Source organism: Enterococcus sp. GPZ-007 (assembly GCF_059374735.1).
Genome location: NZ_JCAFYN010000009.1, coordinates 20,795 through 42,438 on the forward strand (window position 1 = coordinate 20,795; position 21,644 = coordinate 42,438).

A 21,644-nucleotide genomic window follows, 5' to 3' on the forward strand; every position below is an offset into this window, starting at 1 on the left:
GATAGTATGAAAATTGAAGAATTACGGAAAAGATTAGCTGAAAAAAATCTAGCCGGATTGCTGGTAACAGACAAGATCAATCGCCGTTACTTATGCGGCTTTACCGGCTCAAACGGTCTACTTTTGGTTACGGAAAACAACCTGCGCTTATTTGTCGATGGCCGCTATACCCAACAGGCTCAGCAGCAAACGACCGAGGTAGAAATATGTGAGATACCGGTTGGCGGAAGTCTGATCGAAACGCTGCGACCATTTGTAAAAGGGTTGTCGTTAGGCTTTGAAGCTGGAACGATCTCTTACCAAGCCTTTACAGAGTTTCAAGCGTTGATAATAGAGGTTAACGGTGAGTTAGTCGCAACGAAAAATTTCATAGAGGGCTTGCGAATGATTAAAACAGCGGAAGAAATCGCCGCAATCAAACAAGCCGCTGCGATCGCCGACCAAACATTGGAAATGATATTACCGATGATCCGCGTCGGAATGACAGAATTGGAATTAGCCAATGAAATTGACTACCATAGCAAAAAATTAGGCAGTGAGGGACCGGCGTTTGAAACGATCGTGGCTTCAGGTGCGCGTACTGCTTTGCCTCATGCCCATGCCAGTCAAAAGAAAATCACAGCTGACGAATTGATCATGATCGATTTTGGCGCGATTTATCAAGGCTATTATTCAGATATTACACGTACCTTTGCTTTTGGCGAGGTCCGTGAAGAGATCAAGGAAACCTATCAAAAAGTGCTGACCGTTCAAAAGCAGGCGATTCAAGCAGTCGCGTTAGAGAAAATATTAGGCGATATCGATCATACCGCGCGACAGGCTTTAGAACAGGAAAATCTAGCCCAGTATTTTAGCCATAATTTGGGGCATGGAATCGGGTTGTCTTGCCATGAGTATCCGGCTTTAGCACCAAAAGAAGGCTTACCCATTGAGAAAAATATGACCTTCACCATTGAGCCGGGTGTCTATTTGCCTGATTCCGAATTTGGTATTCGGATCGAAGATGACATCGTGGTAAATGAGGCAGGACATGCTGAGCTTTTGACGCATTTTAACAAGGAGTGGATGACAATTGACTGCGACTGATGAATTATTGATGAAACTATCCAATTTAGACGCTTTGCCAGGACAGGAAGCTCAGGTGCAGCAGGCGTTGCAGGACGTGATCAAAGAACCGTCTACGCAAGATGCTTTCGGCAATCTTTATTTTGGCGATCTCGCAACCAATAAAAAGAAAGTGGCGCTATACGCCCATATGGATGAGGTAGGCTTCTTCGTTCATCGTATCACGGACGATGGTTTTGTTTATTTCTATCCAATTGGCGGATGGTGGGGACATGTGATTTTAGGTCAGCAGGTCAGGGCGACCTGTCGCAAAAATGGGGCTGTTTTGGAAGGAGTCGTGGGAACACTGCCCAAAATCAGTCACAAACTGTCCGAAGTTGTTCCAATCAGTGAGATGTACATCGATTTTGGGGTACATTCAAAAGCTGAATTAGCAGAAGCCGGTCTGCAAATCGGGGATATGATCCTGCCGAATACCCAGGCCAAGAAAAGCTTCAATCAAAAGAAGATCATCGGCAAAGCCCTAGATGATCGGGTGGCTTGTACTGTGATGGCGCAGGTCAAAAACCAAGTAAAAACAAAGAATATCGAAGTCATCGGTGTTGGAACAGTCCAAGAAGAAGCCGGAACACGCGGCTCAAAAGTTGCGGCGGCACAGGTCAAAGCAGACATCAATATCGTGATCGATGTCGCGAACGGAAAAGACACACCAAAAGCAGCAGAATTTCCCAACCGTATTCAAGGTAAAGGCCCCGGTTTAGTTTTAGCAGATAAAACCGCACTGGGAAATATCAAGTTGCTAGATTACTGCAAAGAAGTGGCGGAAAAAAATCAGCTCCCGTGGCAATATGATTTGTTGGGTGGCGGCGGCACGGACGCCGGTTCGGTCCAATTATTCGCTGGCAAGCCAACTTTAGTTTTCTGCGTTCCGACTCGCTATTGCCACTCATGGAATTCCATTGTCGAGATTTCCGATGTGGAAGCGACGATCGATCTGCTATCGGCGGTAATTGGTTCATTGGATGAAGGAGGAATTAGCCTTGAGCAATTTTAATCAGCAGCGTTCTCGTTATGGTACCTATTCGACCCAGTGGGATTACGTTCAAGATCGTTTTGGTGAAAAGGACCTACTGCCCTTTTCTATTTCTGATACAGATTTTATGATTCCGGATGGGACGATCGACGTGTTGGATCAAGCGGTTACGCGCGGATTTTTTGGCTATACCCGCTGGAATCATTTGGATTATAAGGAGAGCATCAGTCGTTGGTTCCAACAAGAATTTGCTTGTCCGATTGATCCTGAATGGTGCGTTTATGCGCCGAGTGTGATTTACAGTCTCTCCGTTTGTATCCAGCTGCTGAGTCAAAAGGGTGATAAAGTCGTTACCTTCACACCCTGTTACGATGCCTTTTTCAATTGTATCAGCGGCAATGAGCGAGAACTGATCGCTTTTTCACTGACAAGCAAAGATGAACAGTTTTCGATCGATTTCACCGCATTGGAAAAAGTATTCGCGGCGGAAAAACCAGCGCTTTTCTTGCTGTGCAATCCCCATAATCCAACGGGTCGGGTGTTTACCGAGGACGAGCTTACCCGCTTGATTGCTTTATGTAATCACTATCAGGTCGCGATCATCAGCGATGAGATCCATATGGATGTGCGTCGACCAGGCAAAAAACATCTGCCGATCTTGACCTTTGCTGATCAGATCGACGTTCCAGTGGTGTTGCTATCTTCTGCCTCTAAAACATTCAATACACCGGGGCTAGGCGGCTCTTACGGAATCTTTTCTGATGAAACGCTGCGGGAAAAATTCTTGAGTATTTTAAAAGGACGCGATGGCTTATCTTCCATTCCATATCCGGCTTTACTGGCGACGATGGATTGCTACAACAATCAGAAAAAATGGGTGGAAGAGCTGAATCAGACCATTGATGAGAATTTCGCTGAACTGAAAAAAATCTTAGCCGACGATCCGCGGATTCACTTTGAGATTCCTGAAGCAACTTATCTTGGCTGGATCAATATTGAAAATCTGCCATTTACAATGGACGAACTCCAGCAGGTTCTAGTCAAACAGGAAAAAGTCGCCATCATGAAAGGCGAAACCTATGGCAAAGAGGGTGAGCACTACTTGCGTTTCAATCTAGGTGCACCCAAGGAAAAGATTATTGACGGCGCGGAGCGGTTGATGCGGGCGATACGATATTTAGATGAAAGATCCTCTTAGTTGAGGGTCTTTTTTAGTTTGGTGCTGAAAGTGAGATCAGCATGTTATATTTAAAGATACATAGTATAAACATTAGCAAGTTTATCTGAGTGTTCAGCGTTCTTTTATTCCAACACTTACTTTTTTTGGTCTACTTGCGAAATCTGGAGCGTGATACATTAAGGATGAAGGTGAGGATGATAATGACTAACGATTATATAGACAGTAAACAGCGGAAATTTTTGATTATCAAACGTTTGCTGAAACAAGAACATCTCAGTTATCAGCAATTATCAGAGGATTATTATGTTTCTCGAAGCAGCATTGCGAATGATATTTCTTATATCAAGGAGCTATTCGCAAAAGAGGATTTAGCTTTGAATTTTGACAATTCAGGGACCTTTTTTAAAGGCTCCGAGGTTCAAATACAAAAGATCATGAAGCGAATCGTCCTCAATCAGCTGAATAATGAAGAATCGACTGAGCTTTTTATCGATGAAAAGCTGATGGATCAGGTCTCCCATGGATTTTATCAAGCTTTGAATGAAAAGCAAATCGAGATTCCTGAAAGCTACACACAGAATATTATTGTTTCTATTATACTAATTATTCAGCGAGCAAGGGAAGGACATCATATCCATTTAGAAGGCACGAATCAATACGGGAAATTTTTCCTGGAGTTTGATAAATACCCATTGGTCTATGGTCTTTTAGACGAGCTGCAGGAACAAAAAATCTATAGCTTTTCGCAAGAAGAAATTCAACATCTAACCTATTTGATTGTTGGAAGCGGTCTGCGTTTCTTCATGAAGGAGGATGCGATCCCCTTTGCTTTTCGCGGAAAGGTTCGCTACCTAATCCAAAAAGTTAGTGAAGGGATGCAAACGGATCTGACCCAAGACGGGCGCTTGGAGGAAGATTTAGTGGTTCATTTGTATCAGCTGATTTTACGGTTGGAGGCACAATCCTCTGTCATCAATCCGCTGATTGATGAGATCAAACAAACTTATCCTGCTCTGTATGGTGTGGTCTGGTTCGCGATCGCCGATTTTTGCAAACCATATCAAATCGATCTATCTGATGATGAAGTAGGCTTTGTCAGTATCCATTTTCAAGCAGCGCTGGAACGAGTTAAAAAAATGCATAAGATTCTCTTTGTTTGCCCGAATGGGATTGGTACAAGTTCCTTTGTTTCGGCGAAGATTCGCAGGATTCTGCCTGATATCAACAGTATTGAGACTGTATCGACCGCAACCTTGGAAAAAATGGACCTTTCGGATGTGGACTTTATTATATCCACAGTAGAAATACCGATCACTAATAAGCCAATTGTTCGAATCAGTCCCATGGTGACCGTGAAAGACATGAAGCGAATCATGAATCATTATATCGACTTGATCGTCGCACGAGAGAAAAAGAATACACCTAAATTAGAGGTCGCCAGTGAAACGAAGAATTTTATTGCCAGAAATATTTTATTTCAAAATTTTACAACTAAGAAAGCGGCGCTGGATTATTTAATCGCTCAACAGGATTTTACGGATCAAGAATTGAAGGAGAAATTCAAAGCGTCCGTTTGGGAACGTGAAAATCTGCAGTCGACCTATTTAGATAATGGGTTTGCGATTCCTCATGGTTCACCTGAATTTGTTGAGAAAACAGCGATTTCGATCTTGATTTTGGACAAGCCGATCAATTGGGGGAATCAAAAGGTAGATATTCTTGTTTTATTGATGATCAAGGAAGAGGATGTTCGAAAAGTAGAGCCGGTGATGGAATTAATCATGCAGGGAATTGAGGATAAAAACTGGTTTATATCAAAGATGATGGAGGTTAAAGAATGAGTTCAGTAAAAACGATATTGCCAAGAGATCAAATTCAGGTTGCAGAAGCACTGGAGAATTGGCAAGCAGCGGTCAAACTTGCGGGTGGGCCATTGTTAAGACAGAAATTTATCACGGAGGAATATGTCCAGTCAATGATTGACAGTGTGAAAGAGCATGGACCGTACATGGTGATTGCTGATTATTTTGCATTGATGCATGCCAAACCGGGAGTCGGAGTTAATCAGCAAAGTATGAGTCTGCTGGTAGTTAATGAGCCAGTCAATATGTTGGAGAAGCCGGTGAAGATATTCTTAGTTTTAGCAGCCAAAGACAATCGGAGCCATTTGGAAAGTTTGCAAAGCATCATGGCGATTTTTATGGATGAAGAGAAATTTCAAGTGATTTTGGAGGGAAACATAGAAGCGATCGCACAGTTATTTAATCAAGGGGGAAATGAATGATGAAAATTTTAGCAGTATGTGGATTTGGTGTGGGCAGTTCAATGGTGTTGAAAATGTCGATCGATAAAGTTGTAAAGGAGCTGGGATTAAAAGCCACGGTAGAAAATACGGATCTTTCCACCGCCAAAGCAACACCGGCTGATGTTTATTTTACCAGTAATGAATTGTTAAATGAATTGAAGGCCTCGGTCAAAACACCCGTCTACCCGATCAAAAAATATATGGATGTCGCAGAGGTTCGCTCGCAAATGGAAAAATACTTAAACGAAAGAGAGGGTTAAAAAATGAGCTTTATTACAGATCACATTCTAAAAAATCCGCCCGTGCTACTAGGATTAATTGCCTTGATTGGATTAGTCATCCAACGCAAAACGATTTCTGAAATTATCAAAGGTTCAATGACTGCGGCTTTTGGGATGGTTATTTTAACGGCAGGAGTCAACATGCTGGTGGGAACGATCGCACCAATCAATGCAGCTGTTCAAACGCAATTAGGGGTAAAGGTAGCAGAAGGACTCTCTGATGTGACCTTTACCGCAGAATATGGCGGGACAGTTGGTTTAGCGATGTTCTTAGGTTTGATCATCCATCTGCTGATCGCACGCTTTACACCAATCAAGACAATTTTTTTAACCGGACACATGCTTTGGTGGTTCCCGTTTGTGTTAGTAGCTGGTGGAGTAGAGGCAGGATTGAAGGGTACGATGTTGATTGTTGTTAGTGCAGTTTTGTCAGCTGTCTATTGGTCAGTTATGCCATGGATTATGCGGAAATATGTTTGGGATGCGACAGGAGATGACTCGTTCTTGATTGGTCACCCGACTGGAATCTTATCGTTGATCTCTGGCTTCGTAGCTAAACGAGTTGGGAACAAGGAAAGATCAACAGAGGATTTGAATGTACCAGAAAGTCTGTCCTTTTTTAGAGAAATCTCGATCACTGGTGGTTTGGTGATGTTCCTGATGAATCTCGTGGTAGGAATTATTGCGCCTGTTTTGGTCCCAGAAGGTGGAAACTTAGTGATGTTTGCGATTGAAGCAGGCTTGAACTTTGGTGCCGGTTTACTGATCATGCTTTATGGTGTTCGTTTATTGATCAATCAAATCATCCCAGCCTTCCAAGGGATCGCTGAGAAAGTCGTTCCTGGAGCCAAGCCAGCATTTGATGTTCCAATCCTGTTTAACTATCGTCCAAATGCTGTAATCATCGGTTTTATCGTAGCGATGGTGACATCGACCATCATGGTGATTTTGGTGAACAGCTTTGATCTATTTGGTATTTTAATTGTTCCTTTAGTGATTACCAGTTTCTTCGAATGTGGCGGCGCGGCTGTTATTGGTGAAGGTCAGGGCGGACTTCGCGGTTCGATTATTGGAACGGTCGTGGCAGCGATAGTCATGGTGCTTTTAGTCGGATTCTCAGCTGTTATTTTCAGTACCACAATCCAAAACTGGATCTTGATCTTCGGCGGAAATGATTTGTCACTATGGGGAATAGTTGGAAAACTCATCGGCAGCTTGTTTGGAGGGTTATAGATGTTTCAATACTTTGAGCGGATACAGGAAATTTTAAAAAAAGTCGAAATTACTGAAGCCGATGCAATCAAGCAAACGGTGGAGTTGTTGACAGACGCGAACTTAAATAAAAAGGGGATCTTCATTTTTGGTGCTAGCCATGCCGGGATTTTAGCAGAAGAATTATATTACCGAGCTGGTGGAATGATGACAATCAATGCAGTCTTTGGACGCGAGTTGATGCTGGACCATTCACCGATCACTGTTACTAGTAAAATGGAACGCTTAGAAGGGTACGGAACGACACTTGCTTCAACGGTTCCTTTCAAAGCCGGTGATGTCTTGATTTTGCATTCAGTGTCCGGCAGAAATCCAGTGACGATTGATCTGGCGCTGGCGGCGAAAGAAAAAGGTGTGAAGATCGTAGCCTTGACCAATTTACAATACTCAAAACAGGTTTCTAGCCGCCATTCATCGGGAAAACGCCTGTTTGAATTAGCCGATATTGTTTTGGATAATCATGGCGATACTGGTGATGCGTGCTGCTCTATTCAGGGGATCGAGCAAAAAGTTGGTCCTAGTTCAACGGTGGTAGGTGCCACGATTCTAAATACCATCATTGTTGAAGTGACAAGGAAATTAATTGAACAGGGAGTCGAATATCCGCCGATCTTCTACTCGGCAAATCTTGATGGTGGTGATCAGTTGAATCAAGAACTGTTTAAAAAATATGAGAAAGTCATTCATTACAGCTTATAAGACTTTTCGAAAAGACCGCTGAAAAATTTTTTACCAGTTTGCTAAAATGGACTAAAAGTGTAGGTGATTTTTATCAGCAGAGCCATTCTACTTCTTCATGAAATTTACGGTATCAATGATTTTTTGATGAAGCAAAGCGAATTTTTTTAAAACGCCGGATTTACCGTCTATTGTCCGAATCTGTTGAAGCGTCCAGCATTTTCCTATCAAGAAGCTGAACAGGTTTATATCTATTATTATTCTCAGGATTATTCAAAAATGACGTCATACATTTTTGAATATATTGAGCAGTTATCTAAGCTTCACGATCAACTTTTTGTCTTAGGTTATAGTGTCGGAGGCACATTAGCATGGCTTTGCAGCGAAAAGGCTGAGTACAGAGGCATCAATGCCTGTTACGGTTCACGTATCAGGGATCAGCTTCAAATCGTGCCGAAGTGTGAGACGCTGCTGCTATTTTCTCAGAAAGCAACTTTTTCAATTGAGGAACTAGCTGTGGAATTAAGAAAAAAGCAGAATACTAGCGTTCATCTGTTTGATGCTAGTCATGGATTCTTAGATCCTTATTCAATAAGCTACAATCAAGCTATGGCAGAAAAAGCACAGACTGAAACACTTGAATTCTTCAAGTCAGTTGTCTAATAATCTAAAAGCAGAGAAGCAGCCAACAAATTTCGGCTTACTTCTCTGCTTTTTCGTTCCATTTTTTTGGGCTCCAGATATTGCCCTCCAGCGCGACCTGCAAACTTTCGTTGTCGTCTTCCAGCTGTTCAATATATTTGACCGCTTCAGCCACGATAAATTGGTATTTTTCCTCTGAAATTTCGGCTAATTGCTCTTGCAACCATGTGTTTCGCATTTACTTCACCTCAAAAGCAGTGTAGCATAGAATTAATTGATGGTCGGTGTGTGATGCTTGGGAGGAAATATACAATGGAGATAAATGAAAGCGTTCTTTCGGAAGTAAAGGCTGAATTAGCCGCAGCGAAAATTGAGCTTGAACGGTTAAAACAGTTAGAATTTTCTAGTGAATTAAAAGAAGAGCGAATCAAAACGCTAAAACAGGAAATTCAACAAGCAGAAAGTCTGCTAGCTTCACGAACAAATTTTTAGCCTTCTAATTTTTCGGGTGGTAAAATTAATTTAGAAACAATAGTGATTATTTTATCATATGAAGGAGGGTTCATTATGGCAAACTACGATGAACTAAAAGGTAAAGTGAACGAAGCAAAAGGAAAAGTTACCAACGATGAAACAACAGAATTAAAAGGTAAAATCCAACAAGGCTTTGGTAAAGCCAAGGACAAAGCAAAAGAAACAGCGGATGATGTTGCTGGTAAAATCAACAAAAAGCTCGACAAAGAAAAAGAAGATTAATGAATGAGAAAAGCCGGACAATCCTTTACTATCCAATTTCGATAGTAAAGAGGATTGGTCGGTTCTTTTTGTAAAGTATTCTTCCAAAAAACTTCACGACTACTATATAATAGAAAGAAAAGTGAAGGATGGGTTAAATTGTCGCAAACTGCGTTGTTGGTAATAGATATTCAAACAGGAACATTAGCGCCGCTGATCGGGAAAGAGCGGCTCGTGGAGAATGTGAATACATTGATCGATCATTTTCATAAAGAGCATCTTCCAATTGTTTTTATCAAAAAAGTAGGCTATGGCGAGCTTTCGCAAAAATTACATCGTGATGTGAATGATCTGGCAGTCACGAAAACACAGATGAATACATTCAAGGCGCCAGATTTTAAAACCTTGCTCTCTGAACATGATTTTACCGAGTTTGTGGTGGTTGGTTTGATGAGTAATGCCTGTGTCCAAGCCACTTGTAAAGGGGCTTTAGCGGAGAGTTTCCCGGTGACCTTGATTTCGGATGCCCATGATTCCGTGATTAAGCCGATGCGGAATGTTTGGAATAAGAAGCTGAAAAATGTTGGTGTGATGACTATGACAACAAAAGAATACATAAAGTAGTAAAAAGGAGCGAAATCTTGTGAGAATTTTAGTAGTTGGTGGTAAAGGAACGATCGGTCAAGCGGTCGTTGAAAAATTGAAAGACAAGCATGACTTGATTATTGCTGGCAGAACTAGCGGAGACGTAAATGTTGATCTGACTTCGGTAGAAAGTATTGAAGCAATGTTCAAAAAGGTCGGCCATGTCGATGCGATCGTGAATGCTTCGGGAGCTGCCAAATTTCAATTAATCGAAGAAATGACACCAGAAGATAACATGGTGGCGGTTCAAAGCAAACTGTTAGGACAGATCAATCTCGCATTGATCGGGCAAAAATATTTACGGCGGGACGGCAGTATCACACTGACCACTGGTATCATCAAGGATGACCCAATCCCTGGCGGGGCTTCTGCCGCAATGGCCAATGGCGGTGTGACAGCCTTTGTAAAATCAGCCGCGATTGATTTCACACAAGGAGTTCGGATCAATTGTGTCAGCCCAAATGTCTTAGTAGAGTCCTATGACAATTACCAAGATTCCTTCAAAGGCTTCGTACCAGTATTGGCTGAACGAGTAGCGATGGCGTATGTCAAAAGCGTGGAAGGCAAACAAACTGGTCAAGAATATCAAGTTTATTAGAAAAGAAGATCACTTTTGCATGGGCAAGAGTGATCTTTTTGCGAGTGCCACGGATGTGCCGATTGATCAAGCCGCGAAGGTGTTAGAAAAAATCCTTGACTAAGGAAATCAGAAAAAACGCGAAAACAGTCAAATCAAACTGTTTTCGCGTTTTGCTATTTATTCGCTTCTTCGGCATATTCCTTGAAGGATTTTGTCTTGTACAGTTCTTCTGTTGACTGCCGTCCGTTTTTGGAATAGATACTGGTGGATTTGTCCCCCAGTTTTTTCTCGATGCTGTTCAAGGTTTTGACCGAATTCTTATAGTCAAACTGTTCTGTTTTGACTGGGCTGAGGCCGCTGTCATAATAAAAGCGCAATAGATCGCCATTATTGATCTGATCGGAGGCATCCAACTGTTCATCAACTTTCTTTTTAACTTCCTTTGCTTCTTCAAGCACTTCCGGTCGACTAAAGTTCAACAGTTCTCCTGTTTCGTTATCATAGGCATCGCCTTTGTGATACGAATATTCCTTTGTAACAAAATCGCGGTTTCGAAAGGCGACTACTTCCTCTCTATTGGGAGAAAGCAAATCGTGGCCCAGCAGCATCAAGTCGCTTGGATCGTAACCGATCAAGTTCAACAATGTAGGCAGCACATCAATCTGACCGCCATAGGTATGGTTGACTATTCCTTTTTCTTGTCCAGGGATATGGATGATCAAAGGAACTTTTTGTGCCTCGATTGTGTCAAAGGTCGTCCAATCCTCTTTGCCAAACAATTCTTTGGTATCCTCGATTCGTGAATCTGAAATGCCGTAGTGATCGCCGTAAAGCACAATCATAGAATTTTCGTATAAACCGCTGACTTTGAGGTAATCGAAGAATTCCTTGATGGCGGTATCGGTATAATTCGCCGTGGCAAAATAGCCGTCGATCGTCGAATCGCCCGTATTCACTTTAGGGAAACCATTCTCCGCCTCTGGTAATTCCGAAAATGGATAATGGTTGGAAACCGCTAGAAACTTGGCATAAAAAGGCTGCTGCAGATGCTCCAAATACTTCACCGATTGCTGGAAAAAGGGCTTGTCATGCAATCCATATTGGAAGGAGTTTTCATCATTTAATTTATAGTAGCTTGAATCAAAGAAATGCTGGTAGCCGAATCGTTTGTACGTTTCATTACGATTCCAGAAGTTGCCGGCATTTCCATGAAATGCCGCCGTTGTATAGCCGAGTTTTTGATCCAAAATCGCTGGTGCGGCATTAAAGGTATTCTTTCCGCCTAACTGTGAAAAGAGCGACCCTTGGTTCAATCCAAATAGTGAATTTTCCAATAGTGTCTCAGCATCGCTGGTTTTACCGGCACTGACCTGATGGTAAACGTTATCGAAGCTAAAGGAGCTATTACTGTGATATAGACTGTTCACGAAGGGCATCACTTCATGCTCAACCCCGTTTTCATCCTTCACCTTATAGTCAATTAAAAATTGATGGGCACTTTCTAGGTGAACATAAATGATGTTCTTATCTTTGGCAATCCCGAAAGTAGTTGGATCTTTTTCCTTCGGCTGCTGCTTCAATTTTTCCGCTAAAACTTCCATGTCATTGGGGCTGGCCTGCGCCCGAATTTGCGAGACTTGGTAGGTCTTGATGCCGTCATAAACGGTATAGGCATTGATCCCTAAGTATTTCACCAAATAATCTCTGGAAAATGTTCGAGTTAGTAGACCGGGGCGACTTGTTTCCGCTAAGGCAATATTTCCCGCTAAAAATAGCAACGAAAGCACCGTTGTCGTAAAAGCCAGTTTTGCCCGAACCGGTTGGATGTCCAGAGGAAATTTCTTTAAAAGCAGGGCAGACAATACAGCGATACAATCTAGAAAGTACAAAATATCATGGGGTCGGAATAGACGAATCGCACTCTCACCAAGTCCGCTGGCGACTTTTCCCGCACCTAGAATCGTATCAATCGTCAGGAAATCCGTAAATTCCTGATAATAAACGACATTCGCAAACAGCAGGATGCTCAGTAGTAAATAGATGAGATAGCCTGTGATGTAAGCGGCTCGCGTTCTTCGAATAAATAAAAAGATCGATAAGAAGAGCATGGTCGTTGCCACTGGATTGATCAGCAGGATAAAGACTTGAAGCGCATTATCCAGTCTCAAGTCAAAATCGATAAAATAGGCAAACAGATTTTTTGCCCATAACAAGATGGTCAGTAGTAAAAAGAAGCCGAATCGTGAATTCAATTTGCGTTTGATCATAAAAGAACCTCTCTTAATCAGCTTTGTAATTAGTTCATTGTACCGAAGAAACCGCTATCGTGTAAAGGCTATCATAAATGTTGACAGCAAATATTATAAAAAAAGCAATGGTCAATGGCAAAAGGCTAGATTTACTATTGATTTTGAATTTTTGTCTTAAATTCATAGAAAAGGAAAATCCAAACTCGTCGTTTGAGCTTGGATTATTTTTTACTGACAATTATTTCTATGTTTCTGTTGGTTATTTCTGATGTTCTTTAACAAAGGCCTTTGCTTCTTTATTGATGCTTTTCAGATCACAGCCTTGTTGCTTCGCGGCAAACACACAGCCACAGTAGCATTGACGATAGACATCGTATTCTTTGCACAGCTCAATCGAACGCTGATAGCCGGAATTTTTCTTGAAATCACTCGGCAGGTAGTGAGTGTTGTAGATTTTTTGGATATCCATGCCGATTTGATTGATCAATTGGCTATTCTTTTTCGGGGAGATTGTCAGCGCGCTGCCGAAATAATCATACCCGCGTTCCAGTGCTTCCTTCGCCGCCAAATCCAGCCGCATATTGAAGCACGCAGTACAACGTTTGCCGCCTTCCGGTTCTTCGGTTAGCTCTTTTTGCTGCATCAATTGAATGAACTCATTGGGTTTGTAGTCGTCGATGATCAGATCGACCTGATTACCCGTCGACGCATTAAAGTCATTGATAAATTTTTCTTGGACTAGAACCCGACGCTGATATTCACTTTCTGGATGAATGTTGGAATTCGAAAAGAAGATCGTCACATCTGCATGTTGGGTCAAAAATTCCAAGGTATATGTACTGCAGGGCGCGCAGCATGAATGAATCAAAATGCGCGGGCGCACGTCTTGTTTTTCCCACGATTGAATCATTTTGTGCAGCACACGATCATAATTTATTTTTTGATTGTTCATTTTTTCAACGATTTCCGTTGCATCGATAGTATTCATAAAATCACCTGAAGATATTATAAGCGAGAGGATTTTAGAAAGAAAGGTTAGATAGGGTTCAAAAAGATTAGAATTGTCTGTAAGGCGGCTAAAAAAAGTGGAAAATGATTGAATTATCTTATTTTCTCGATATAGTATATACTATAAGGTATATACCGGATGGTTAATCAAAAAGTTCATCTAGCCAAGCGGATCAAGAATCAGTATAGTGAAATTGTAGATTGCTTCGTTAATAAAGAGATAAACATCCGGAAAGGGAGAAATTATGGAAGATAAGAAAAAAACAAAGGCCAAGTTTGATCAAGTGTCCGCTGAGATCGAAAAGCGAATCCATGATGGTGTGTATGTCAGCTCACAGAAATTACCATCTGAATACGATCTAGCAAAAGAGTTCGACTGCAGCCGCTTGACGATTCGTAAAGCCATTGATGATCTGATTAGCAAAAATGTTTTGGTGAAACGACGCGGCAAAGGAAGCTATGTGATGTCGCAGCCAAAAATCCAAAGCGGACGCTCCGGCCTTCAGGGGTTTACCGAAGCCGCGAAGGACTATGGGAAAACCAGCAGCACAGAAGTGATTTCATTTCAAAAAGTCAGTGAACCCTCAGAAGAAATTCTCGATGCTCTTCAATTAGAAGAAGACTACCCAATTTATGAGCTGGTACGGCGACGGATATTGGATGACGAACCAATGACCGTGGAAAAGATTTATTTGTCTGAGTATTATGTCAAAGGACTGAAGGCAGAAGACTTTAGCGGCTCTTTATTCAAATTATTGGAAGAAAAGACGGAAATCGCCTATTCACATCAAGAAGTGGAAGCTATTTTAGTTAAACCGGAGCTGTCAAAATTATTGGATGTTCCGATGGGTGATCCGTTACTTCAGGTTTTTTCAGTGACTTACGCCTTAGATGCAACGCCGATCTTTTACGATATTTCCTACTATCGTTCAGATCGCTATGTATTTAAGACGACACTTACGCGATATGGAAAATAAAAATAGCTCGTATTGAAACTAGGAGGCTTCTCATGTCAATTGATTTTAGACAAGTGATTGAAGAAAATAAAGAACAGTTTTATCAGGATCTTGATCAAGTGATGCAAATTGAAAGTGTTAAGGGGACACCAGCGAAAAATGCACCATTTGGCACCGGACCGAAAGCCGCATTAGAAACAGTGATAGCACTAGCTCAAAAATACGGCTTTAAAACAGCGATCGTTGATGATGCGGTGGGTTATGCACAATGGGGCGATGACGAAGATTATATTGGTGTGGTCGGTCATTTGGATGTTGTACCTGCCGGCGATGGTTGGTCGTTTCCGCCATTCAAATTAAGTAAAAAGGATCAGCGCTTCTATGGGCGCGGAATCCTAGACAATAAAGGACCGATCTTATCGTGTCTATTTGGCTTAAAATTGTTGAAGGACCTGAATCTGCCAATTAGTAAAACGATCCGGATCGTTTTTGGCACGGATGAAGAAAGCGGCAGTGGAGATATTCCACTGTATTTAAGTGAAGAAAAAGCACCACAATTCGGCTTCACACCAGATTGCAAATATCCCGTCGTTTACGGCGAACGTGGGATCGTCAATTACGAGATTTTAACACCATTTTCAGAAGAAGAACTGAAAAGTTTAGGCGATTTCACATCGGCGATCAAGCGCGGGATCATGTGCCTGATGAGTTGTCTGTGACTATTGACGGTAAGAAGGTCAGCGTAACTGGTAAAAGAGCCCCTTCCAATGCACCAGAGCTTGGGGAAAATGCTATTACGTTGTTGGCGGAGAAGATTTTGCAGGAGCAGGCACTATCAGGAAAGCTTGCTGAATACTTTTCGTGGATCGTGGCAAGTTTAGCTGAGCAGCATTATGGTGAAGGGCTAGGAATTGATTTTTCAGATGCTGACAGTGGAAGATTAATGATTACACCTTATGAATTAATCAAGAAAGATAATCAACTGTCACTGTCGCTCGCTATCCGTTACCCCGTTTCAGTTAAAGAAGCAGAAGTAACGACAGCACTGGAAAAACATCTGCCGCCTAAGAGCGAGTTGACGGTTGTTCGTCGTATCAAAAGCAGCCATTTTCCAAAGGAAGACCCTAACGTTCAAGTATTATCTGCTATTTATGAAGAAGTAACTGGATTAGATGGCACACCTGTAACGACTACAGGAGCAACCTATGCCCGTTTTGTTCCAAACATCGTCGCATTTGGCCCTTCGTTTCCGGGGCAGAAGGGGATCGCCCACAATCAAGACGAATATATGGATGAAGAAGATCTATTACTAAACATGGAGATCTATATGCAAGGAATGTTAAAACTAATTGAATAGTTGATTTATAAGGCTCAGCAGTGGCTTGCTGGGTCTTTTTTTTCGATTTTATCTTTTTTTGCTGAGAAAACGCTAAAAAAAGATAAAAAAATTTCAAATTTAGTATATACAAAACAGTATATACTATCTATAATGAATTCAGATTTTGAAAATGTAAACGGTAACGGAAGGAGCACAACGATGGCGTGGGGAGCAATTGCCACATGGCGAATGGCACACGATGGTGTAGCAGAAGCATTGCGTTTATTAGAAAAAAAAGAAGAAGCCGGTGACGCGGTGGAAACCTTGATCAAAACAGTAGAGGATTATCCTTACTATAAATCGGTCGGTTATGGCGGATTGCCAAATGCAGAAGGAATTTTAGAAATGGATGCAGCCTTCATGCACGGTGATACATTTGAAATCGGCGCAGTTGCTGGGATTACTGATGTAAAAAATCCAATCTCGGTTGCTCGCAAACTCAGTAAAGATAAGTTCAACAGCTTTCGCGTAGGGGAGGGGGCGACCAAATACTCCATGCTGGAAGGTTTTGAAAGGAAGAGTATGCTGACCGAACGTGCCCATAAAATTTGGGAAAAACGCCTGAAGGAGATTCACGAGAACAATCTGAATCCATACGATGGTCACGACACGGTCGGTGCGATCACACTAGACCAAATGGGGACCATGACAGCAGGAACCTCTAGCTCTGGACTGTTCATGAAAAAGCCAGGACGGGTAGGTGATTCACCATTATCCGGCTCAGGATTCTATGTTGATAGCAAAATCGGCGGAGCCGCTGCCACCGGCTTAGGGGAAGATTTGATGAAGGGCTGCCTATCCTATGAAATCGTCCGTCTGATGGGTGAAGGATTGGAACCGCAGGCCGCTTGCGATAAAGCCGTCTACGAATTTCATGATAAGCTGACTGCTCGCTATGGGAAAGCTGGGGCCTTTTCACTGATCGCGATGAATAAGAATGGCGACTGGGGCGTAGCAACAAATGTGGAATTCACCTTCAGTGTGGGGAACGATCATGAAGCACCTCAGATTTACATTGCTAACATGGGGCCTGATCATACCACCGATATCCAGCCTATTACACAGGAATGGTTAGAAGCATATGAAAAACGGATAAAAGCACCAATTAATTAGATTTAAGAAGGAGAGAGAATTATGAAGAAGAAAGTTTATTTATTTTGTAGTCAAGGAATGTCAACAAGTATGCTAGCTCAAAAAATGCAAAATGTTGCGGATCAGCACAATTTACCAATGGAAATTGCCGCGTATTCACATGGATTGCTTAATCAAATCATTACTGAGAAACAACCAGATGTCATTATGCTTGGTCCTCAAGTCAAATACTTGTATGAAGATACTATCAAAAACTTTGGTTCTTATGGGGCACCAATCTTAATGATCAGCCCAGAAGATTATGGTGTGATGAATGGAGAAAAAGTGTTGAAGCAAGCAATCTTGGCTTTAAAAAAGAAAAAAGCACAATAAAAATCATTTAAGGGGGATGTCCGATGTTTGATGCATTAGAGAGAACTATGATGCCGTTAGCAGAGAAATTAGGAAAGAACAAAGTTTTAGTCGCAATCAGGGATGGTTTTTTAATCACTACACCACTGATTATCGTGGGCTCTTTATTCTTATTATTCAGTAATTTTCCAATTCCGGGATGGGAAAGCTTCTGGACTGGAATTTTAGGTCCACAGTGGAGCTCTTGGTTTAGTAATGTCTCAGGTGCAGTTTTTGATGTTGTTGGTTTCTTGTCATGTTTAGGTACAGCTTATGCCTACGGTAGAGAGTTAGATGTTGATCCGATCCAATCCGCGGCAGTGGCAGTTGTTGGTTTCTTAATTTTAACACCAATGAGAATGACTGTTGAAGGAGCAACTGATCCTGCAGGTGCGATTGATTTACAGTATCTAGGAACTAATGGCATTTTCTTAGCTTTAGTAGTTGCGATTGTCTCTGTTCTAATCTATACGTTTGTATCAAAAAGAGGTTGGACGATCAAGATGCCTGATGGTGTACCGCCGGCGGTAGCGATGTCTTTTGAAGCGCTTATCCCAAGTGGAATCGTTATGTTATTATTTTTCTTCATAAGAATTGGATTTGAATTTACACCCTATGAAACAGTGCATAATTTTATTTTTGAAATCCTACAAACACCGCTAAAAGGTGCAGGAAATACTTTATTTGCACAAGTTATTTATTCAATCGCATGTACTGTTTTCTGGTTCTTTGGAATCAATGGACCGGCTGTAGCAAATTCTGTTTTTGCTCCAATCCTAAAAGTGTTGACGTTTGAAAACTTAAACGCTTTCCAAGCAGGCAAAGAATTGCCTAATATTTTCACTGATCCTTTTTCAAATTTCTTCACTAATTTTGGAGGCGGAGGCAGTACATTATCACTTGTAATTGTCATGGTTCTATTCTGTAAATCAGAACGGATCAAAAAATTAGGGAAACTTTCCCTTGTTCCAGGGTTCTTTGGTATCAATGAACCAATCATCTTTGGATTGCCGATTGTGCTGAACCCAATCATTATTATTCCATTTATTCTGACACCAACAATTAATTTATTACTATCTACTTTAGTGACTAATCTTGGTATCATCCCTTATACCAATGGCGTAGCATTACCATGGACCACACCAATCGGGTTTTCAGGATACTTATCAACGGGGAGCTTTGTTGCAGTTATTTGGCAATTCATGTTATTGACTTTGGGTTGTGCTATTTACTATCCATTTATTAAAACTTTAGACAAACAGTATTTGAAAGAAGAAGCAGAAGCCAGTAGTAAAAAAGACGAGGAAGAAGACATTTCATTTGATGACCTATCTTTTGATGACTTGTAGAGAGGTGTAGTATGAAAATTTTAATGATATTTGATCAGATTCAGGCAGGTTTTGGTGGGAAAGAGAACGGTGATCTGGAACTAGGTGGTAAAAAAATGCCGATTGGTTCGGCGAATATGTTTGAAAAGTATTTAGCCGATGTTAATGGGCAAATCGTTGCAACACTATATTGTGGAGATGATTTCTATTTGAATAATAAAGAACTGGTTACTAAAAAGTTAGTGGCAATGACCCAAAAAATTGATCCGGATGTCGTAATTTGCGGTCCAGCATTTAATTATGAAAAATATGGTCTGATGTGTTCCGAAGTTGGTTTCGCAATTGAACAGCATACGAATATTCCAGTTGTTGTTGCTATGTCGGCTGAATGTACAGATGCTATCGCTACGCATAAAGATGATGTAACGATTGTAAAGATGCCGAAAAAAGGTGGAATCGGTTTGACGGATTCACTAAAGAAAATCCTAGAGTTGGCATCATTAAAAGTGACGAACCAATCAATCGAAGAGTTTGCTCAAAAAAACTGTTATTAGCTTAAGAAGAGAGGAATAATTGATGACTTTAGATGAAACTTTACTTAACAAGTTGTGTGAGATTGACAGTGTTTCAGGAGATGAAAAGGATCTTTCACTTTCGCTAAAAAAAGAGTATGAACAGTTAGCAGACACAGTTATCTATGATAACTTGGGATCGATTTTTGCAGTAAAGAAAAGCAAACAAAAAAATGCTCCACGAGTAATGGTTGTCGGACATATGGATGAAGCTGGATTCATTGTCAAAAAAATCAATCAGAACGGTACAATAAAAGCGTTAGCTCTTGGAAATATTGTCGCTACTAGTCTTTTGGGGGCCACTGTAAAATTAAAAACAAGAGAAGGAAAAACAATCATTGGAACTCTGCTTGCTTATAATGAAGCAGGACACGTTTTAGATGAATCAAAAGAAGTTTTAGTAGATTTTGGCTTTGAAACTGAGGAAGCAGCCAAGAGAAGTAATGTAACTTTTGGGGACCGGTTGTCTTTTGTAAGCCAAATTAAAAAATCATGGAACCAACAACGGATTTTTACGAAAAATTGGGATGGTCGTTACGCTCCATTAATGGGGATTGAGCTATTAAGAGCTGTAAAGGATCTTGAGTTTGATTTCGATTTATATGTTGGCTGTACTGTTCAAGAACAGGTTGGGTTTCGAGGAGTACAAACGGCTACAAATCTTGTGAAGCCGGATCTGGGGATCGTTCTGGATACTAATAAAGCTTTTGATTATCAATCTGATCTTAAAGAGAAAAATGGCGAACTTGGCAAAGGTGTTCTAATTAATTTTTACGATACAACTGTTTTACCTAATCGTTTGTTGTTGAACACGTTAAAAAAAATTTGTAAAGAAAATGACCTATCGTACCAGTATTACTATTCAATGGAAGGCTCCGATGCGGCCTGGATCAATAAATTAAGAACAGGAGCACCGACACTTTTTGTAAATGTTCCAATAAGAAACATGAATACTCCGTGTTCGATTTTGGATGTCAGAGATTATCAAGCAGCTAAAGATGCTTTGCTTCTATTTTTAGAACACCTTAGTGTTGAAAAAATTCAAGAGTTCAAAGAAGAAAATCGTTGATGGAGGAGATTGGTATGACGAACTTCAATGAAATTGATCTCGATTTATTAAAGCAACTCTCTGAAGCGGATGGCATTGGTGGGATGGAAAGAGAAGTAAGCAGAATTGTTACCTCTTATGGGGGAAAAGATTGCGATGAAATTCAATACGATAATCTTGGATCGGTTATTCTGAAAGCAACTGGTGAAGCGGATGGCCCTAAAATAATGCTTTCCAGCCATATGGATGAAGTTGGTTTTATGGTTAGAAGTATAACTGATGATGGGTATGTTAATCTTTTGCCGGTGGGGGGCTGGTGGGGTCACGTCATGCCCGCGCAAGAAATGAAAATAACTACTGCTAATGGGGATAAAATCATTGGGGTAGTCGGTTCAAGAGCTCCCCATGGATTACCTGCTGAAATAAAAAATAAAGTCATTCAACCCATGGACCTCTATTTTGATTTAGGAGTTAGTTCAATTCAAGAAGTTGAACAATTAGGCGTTGAAATCGGTGATATGATTACACCAAGTATCTCTTTTAGAGAGCTGAATGATGCCAACTATCTTATGGGAAAAGCATGGGATGATCGTTGTTGTGTTGGTGTAGGATTGGAAGTTCTAAAAAATCTAAGCAAAAATGGTCATCGAGCAAATGTTTATTTTGCAGCAACAACTCAGGAAGAAGTAGGGATTAGAGGTGCTAGAACAGCAGTCCATACGATAAAACCTGATATTGCGATTGCTTTAGATGTGACGACAGCTACTGATACACCTTTTGATAAGAAAGGAATGAAACTAGGTGGCGGTGTCGTTTTATCAGTTTTAGATTCACTGACGATTGGTAATAGTGGGTTAGTCCAAATGATGGAGGAAATCGTAAAGGACTTAGACTTAGATGTTCGTTATGATTTTATGACTGTCGGCGGTACAGATGCTTGTAACATTCATAAGATGATGGAAGGTGTAGTGAGTATGACCTTATCCATCCCGACACGATACATGCATTCACCCCGACTGATTATCCACAAAGAAGACTATATTCAAACGATTAAATTGGTCACTGAGTTTTGTAGAAGATTAAACTGGGAAAAACTAAATCAGCTAAAATCTTCGGTAGGTATTTCAATTGATTAAGTTTTTAGAATCCGGCAAAGACTCATTTCTTTGTCGGTTTTTTGTATTCATAAAAACAGAGGAAACATTTA

22 protein-coding genes and 2 pseudogenes are annotated in these 21,644 nt (G+C 41.0%); 21 read left to right on the top strand and 3 right to left on the bottom strand.

The genetic code is table 11. The annotated features are described in order from the left end of the window. Positions 1-6: 6 nt before the first annotated feature. From AC4J95_RS06830 to AC4J95_RS06870, 9 genes and pseudogenes are all read left to right on the top strand, one after another. Positions 7-1,086 carry a M24 family metallopeptidase gene (locus AC4J95_RS06830; protein ID WP_494549199.1) on the top strand — a complete coding sequence of 360 codons (1,080 nt, stop codon included), beginning with the start codon at positions 7-9 and terminating at the stop codon, positions 1,084-1,086. Then, a complete protein-coding gene (locus AC4J95_RS06835; RefSeq protein WP_494549200.1) occupies positions 1,073-2,119 on the top strand; it encodes a M42 family metallopeptidase in 1,047 nt (348 codons plus the stop codon). The genes AC4J95_RS06830 and AC4J95_RS06835 overlap by 14 nt, the downstream gene beginning before the upstream one ends. Next, on the top strand, positions 2,106-3,296 hold the full coding sequence (locus tag AC4J95_RS06840; protein WP_494549201.1) for a MalY/PatB family protein: 1,191 nt from the start codon (positions 2,106-2,108) through the stop codon (positions 3,294-3,296). Before AC4J95_RS06835 ends, AC4J95_RS06840 begins: the two co-directional genes overlap by 14 nt. 182 nt (positions 3,297-3,478) lie before the next feature. Beyond that, entirely contained in the window at positions 3,479-5,119 is a 1,641-nt protein-coding gene (locus AC4J95_RS06845) for a BglG family transcription antiterminator (protein WP_494549202.1), read from the top strand. Then, positions 5,116-5,562 carry a PTS sugar transporter subunit IIA gene (locus tag AC4J95_RS06850; protein WP_494549203.1) on the top strand — a complete coding sequence of 149 codons (447 nt, stop codon included), beginning with the start codon at positions 5,116-5,118 and terminating at the stop codon, positions 5,560-5,562. The genes AC4J95_RS06845 and AC4J95_RS06850 overlap by 4 nt, the downstream gene beginning before the upstream one ends. Then, a complete protein-coding gene (locus AC4J95_RS06855; RefSeq protein WP_494549264.1) occupies positions 5,562-5,843 on the top strand; it encodes a PTS sugar transporter subunit IIB in 282 nt (93 codons plus the stop codon). Before AC4J95_RS06850 ends, AC4J95_RS06855 begins: the two co-directional genes overlap by 1 nt. A 3-nt stretch (positions 5,844-5,846) precedes the next feature. Then, positions 5,847-7,097, top strand: coding sequence for a PTS ascorbate transporter subunit IIC (gene ulaA, locus AC4J95_RS06860; protein ID WP_494549204.1), 1,251 nt, complete (start codon positions 5,847-5,849; stop codon positions 7,095-7,097). Then, on the top strand, positions 7,098-7,835 hold the full coding sequence (locus AC4J95_RS06865; protein ID WP_494549205.1) for a sugar isomerase domain-containing protein: 738 nt from the start codon (positions 7,098-7,100) through the stop codon (positions 7,833-7,835). A gap of 162 nt (positions 7,836-7,997) precedes the next feature. Further along, positions 7,998-8,477, top strand: a pseudogene (locus AC4J95_RS06870) (dienelactone hydrolase family protein); the annotation flags it as partial. 37 nt (positions 8,478-8,514) lie between these two features. On the opposite strand, the gene AC4J95_RS06875 reads toward AC4J95_RS06870, so the two are convergent. Next, positions 8,515-8,694 carry a hypothetical protein gene (locus tag AC4J95_RS06875; protein ID WP_494549206.1) on the bottom strand — a complete coding sequence of 60 codons (180 nt, stop codon included), beginning with the start codon at positions 8,692-8,694 and terminating at the stop codon, positions 8,515-8,517. A gap of 74 nt (positions 8,695-8,768) precedes the next feature. On the opposite strand from AC4J95_RS06875, the gene AC4J95_RS06880 reads away from it, so the two are divergent. From AC4J95_RS06880 to AC4J95_RS06895, 4 genes are all read left to right on the top strand, one after another. After that, positions 8,769-8,948, top strand: coding sequence for a hypothetical protein (locus tag AC4J95_RS06880; protein ID WP_494549207.1), 180 nt, complete (start codon positions 8,769-8,771; stop codon positions 8,946-8,948). Between the two features lie 75 nt (positions 8,949-9,023). Beyond that, positions 9,024-9,212 carry a CsbD family protein gene (locus AC4J95_RS06885; RefSeq protein WP_494549208.1) on the top strand — a complete coding sequence of 63 codons (189 nt, stop codon included), beginning with the start codon at positions 9,024-9,026 and terminating at the stop codon, positions 9,210-9,212. A 138-nt stretch (positions 9,213-9,350) separates the two neighbouring features. After that, positions 9,351-9,815 (top strand): cysteine hydrolase family protein, encoded by a 465-nt coding sequence (locus AC4J95_RS06890; RefSeq protein ID WP_494549209.1) that lies wholly within the window; start codon positions 9,351-9,353, stop codon positions 9,813-9,815. 19 nt (positions 9,816-9,834) lie between these two features. After that, on the top strand, positions 9,835-10,434 hold the full coding sequence (locus AC4J95_RS06895; protein ID WP_494549210.1) for a short chain dehydrogenase: 600 nt from the start codon (positions 9,835-9,837) through the stop codon (positions 10,432-10,434). Between the two features lie 155 nt (positions 10,435-10,589). Here AC4J95_RS06895 and AC4J95_RS06900 read toward each other — a convergent pair whose 3' ends face one another. Next, positions 10,590-12,683, bottom strand: a complete 2,094-nt coding sequence (locus AC4J95_RS06900; protein WP_494549211.1) for an LTA synthase family protein — start codon at positions 12,681-12,683, stop codon at positions 10,590-10,592. Between the two features lie 241 nt (positions 12,684-12,924). Continuing rightward, positions 12,925-13,653, bottom strand: coding sequence for an epoxyqueuosine reductase QueH (locus AC4J95_RS06905; protein WP_494549212.1), 729 nt, complete (start codon positions 13,651-13,653; stop codon positions 12,925-12,927). Between the two features lie 265 nt (positions 13,654-13,918). Here AC4J95_RS06905 and AC4J95_RS06910 point away from each other — a divergent pair, with 265 nt between their 5' ends. The 8 genes and pseudogenes from AC4J95_RS06910 (at position 13,919) to AC4J95_RS06945 (ending at position 21,573) form a co-directional block, all read left to right on the top strand. Next, a complete protein-coding gene (locus tag AC4J95_RS06910; protein WP_494549213.1) occupies positions 13,919-14,650 on the top strand; it encodes a GntR family transcriptional regulator, LSA1692 subfamily in 732 nt (243 codons plus the stop codon). A 32-nt stretch (positions 14,651-14,682) separates the two neighbouring features. After that, positions 14,683-15,986, top strand: a pseudogene (locus AC4J95_RS06915) (M20 family metallopeptidase). 180 nt (positions 15,987-16,166) lie between these two features. After that, on the top strand, positions 16,167-17,120 hold the full coding sequence (locus AC4J95_RS06920; RefSeq protein WP_494549214.1) for a glycosylasparaginase: 954 nt from the start codon (positions 16,167-16,169) through the stop codon (positions 17,118-17,120). A gap of 21 nt (positions 17,121-17,141) precedes the next feature. Next, positions 17,142-17,471 (top strand): PTS sugar transporter subunit IIB, encoded by a 330-nt coding sequence (locus AC4J95_RS06925; RefSeq protein WP_494549215.1) that lies wholly within the window; start codon positions 17,142-17,144, stop codon positions 17,469-17,471. A 23-nt stretch (positions 17,472-17,494) separates the two neighbouring features. Continuing rightward, positions 17,495-18,838 carry a PTS sugar transporter subunit IIC gene (locus tag AC4J95_RS06930; RefSeq protein ID WP_494549216.1) on the top strand — a complete coding sequence of 448 codons (1,344 nt, stop codon included), beginning with the start codon at positions 17,495-17,497 and terminating at the stop codon, positions 18,836-18,838. Between the two features lie 11 nt (positions 18,839-18,849). Next, positions 18,850-19,371, top strand: a complete 522-nt coding sequence (locus AC4J95_RS06935; protein ID WP_494549217.1) for a GrdB-related putative oxidoreductase — start codon at positions 18,850-18,852, stop codon at positions 19,369-19,371. Positions 19,372-19,393: 22 nt separating this feature from the next. Then, the gene (locus AC4J95_RS06940; RefSeq protein ID WP_494549218.1) at positions 19,394-20,458 is read left to right on the top strand and encodes a M42 family metallopeptidase; all 1,065 of its coding nucleotides are present in this window, start codon (positions 19,394-19,396) and stop codon (positions 20,456-20,458) included. Further along, on the top strand, positions 20,458-21,573 hold the full coding sequence (locus tag AC4J95_RS06945) for a M42 family metallopeptidase (RefSeq protein ID WP_494549219.1): 1,116 nt from the start codon (positions 20,458-20,460) through the stop codon (positions 21,571-21,573). The genes AC4J95_RS06940 and AC4J95_RS06945 overlap by 1 nt, the downstream gene beginning before the upstream one ends. Positions 21,574-21,644: the final 71 nt, after the last annotated feature.

Excerpts from the sequence above, each read along its gene's own strand:
- AC4J95_RS06830 (WP_494549199.1), top strand. The coding sequence starts at position 7 with ATGAAAATTGAAGAATTACGGAAAAGATTAGCTGAAAAAAATCTAGCC.
- AC4J95_RS06845 (WP_494549202.1), top strand. The coding sequence starts at position 3,479 with ATGACTAACGATTATATAGACAGTAAACAGCGGAAATTTTTGATTATC.
- AC4J95_RS06850 (WP_494549203.1), top strand. The coding sequence starts at position 5,116 with ATGAGTTCAGTAAAAACGATATTGCCAAGAGATCAAATTCAGGTTGCA.
- AC4J95_RS06855 (WP_494549264.1), top strand. The coding sequence starts at position 5,562 with ATGAAAATTTTAGCAGTATGTGGATTTGGTGTGGGCAGTTCAATGGTG.
- ulaA (WP_494549204.1), top strand. The coding sequence starts at position 5,847 with ATGAGCTTTATTACAGATCACATTCTAAAAAATCCGCCCGTGCTACTA.
- AC4J95_RS06865 (WP_494549205.1), top strand. The coding sequence starts at position 7,098 with ATGTTTCAATACTTTGAGCGGATACAGGAAATTTTAAAAAAAGTCGAA.
- AC4J95_RS06875 (WP_494549206.1), bottom strand. The coding sequence starts at position 8,694 with ATGCGAAACACATGGTTGCAAGAGCAATTAGCCGAAATTTCAGAGGAA.
- AC4J95_RS06880 (WP_494549207.1), top strand. The coding sequence starts at position 8,769 with ATGGAGATAAATGAAAGCGTTCTTTCGGAAGTAAAGGCTGAATTAGCC.
- AC4J95_RS06885 (WP_494549208.1), top strand. The coding sequence starts at position 9,024 with ATGGCAAACTACGATGAACTAAAAGGTAAAGTGAACGAAGCAAAAGGA.
- AC4J95_RS06900 (WP_494549211.1), bottom strand. The coding sequence starts at position 12,683 with ATGATCAAACGCAAATTGAATTCACGATTCGGCTTCTTTTTACTACTG.
- AC4J95_RS06905 (WP_494549212.1), bottom strand. The coding sequence starts at position 13,653 with ATGAATACTATCGATGCAACGGAAATCGTTGAAAAAATGAACAATCAA.
- AC4J95_RS06910 (WP_494549213.1), top strand. The coding sequence starts at position 13,919 with ATGGAAGATAAGAAAAAAACAAAGGCCAAGTTTGATCAAGTGTCCGCT.
- AC4J95_RS06920 (WP_494549214.1), top strand. The coding sequence starts at position 16,167 with ATGGCGTGGGGAGCAATTGCCACATGGCGAATGGCACACGATGGTGTA.
- AC4J95_RS06925 (WP_494549215.1), top strand. The coding sequence starts at position 17,142 with ATGAAGAAGAAAGTTTATTTATTTTGTAGTCAAGGAATGTCAACAAGT.
- AC4J95_RS06930 (WP_494549216.1), top strand. The coding sequence starts at position 17,495 with ATGTTTGATGCATTAGAGAGAACTATGATGCCGTTAGCAGAGAAATTA.
- AC4J95_RS06935 (WP_494549217.1), top strand. The coding sequence starts at position 18,850 with ATGAAAATTTTAATGATATTTGATCAGATTCAGGCAGGTTTTGGTGGG.
- AC4J95_RS06940 (WP_494549218.1), top strand. The coding sequence starts at position 19,394 with ATGACTTTAGATGAAACTTTACTTAACAAGTTGTGTGAGATTGACAGT.
- AC4J95_RS06945 (WP_494549219.1), top strand. The coding sequence starts at position 20,458 with ATGGAGGAGATTGGTATGACGAACTTCAATGAAATTGATCTCGATTTA.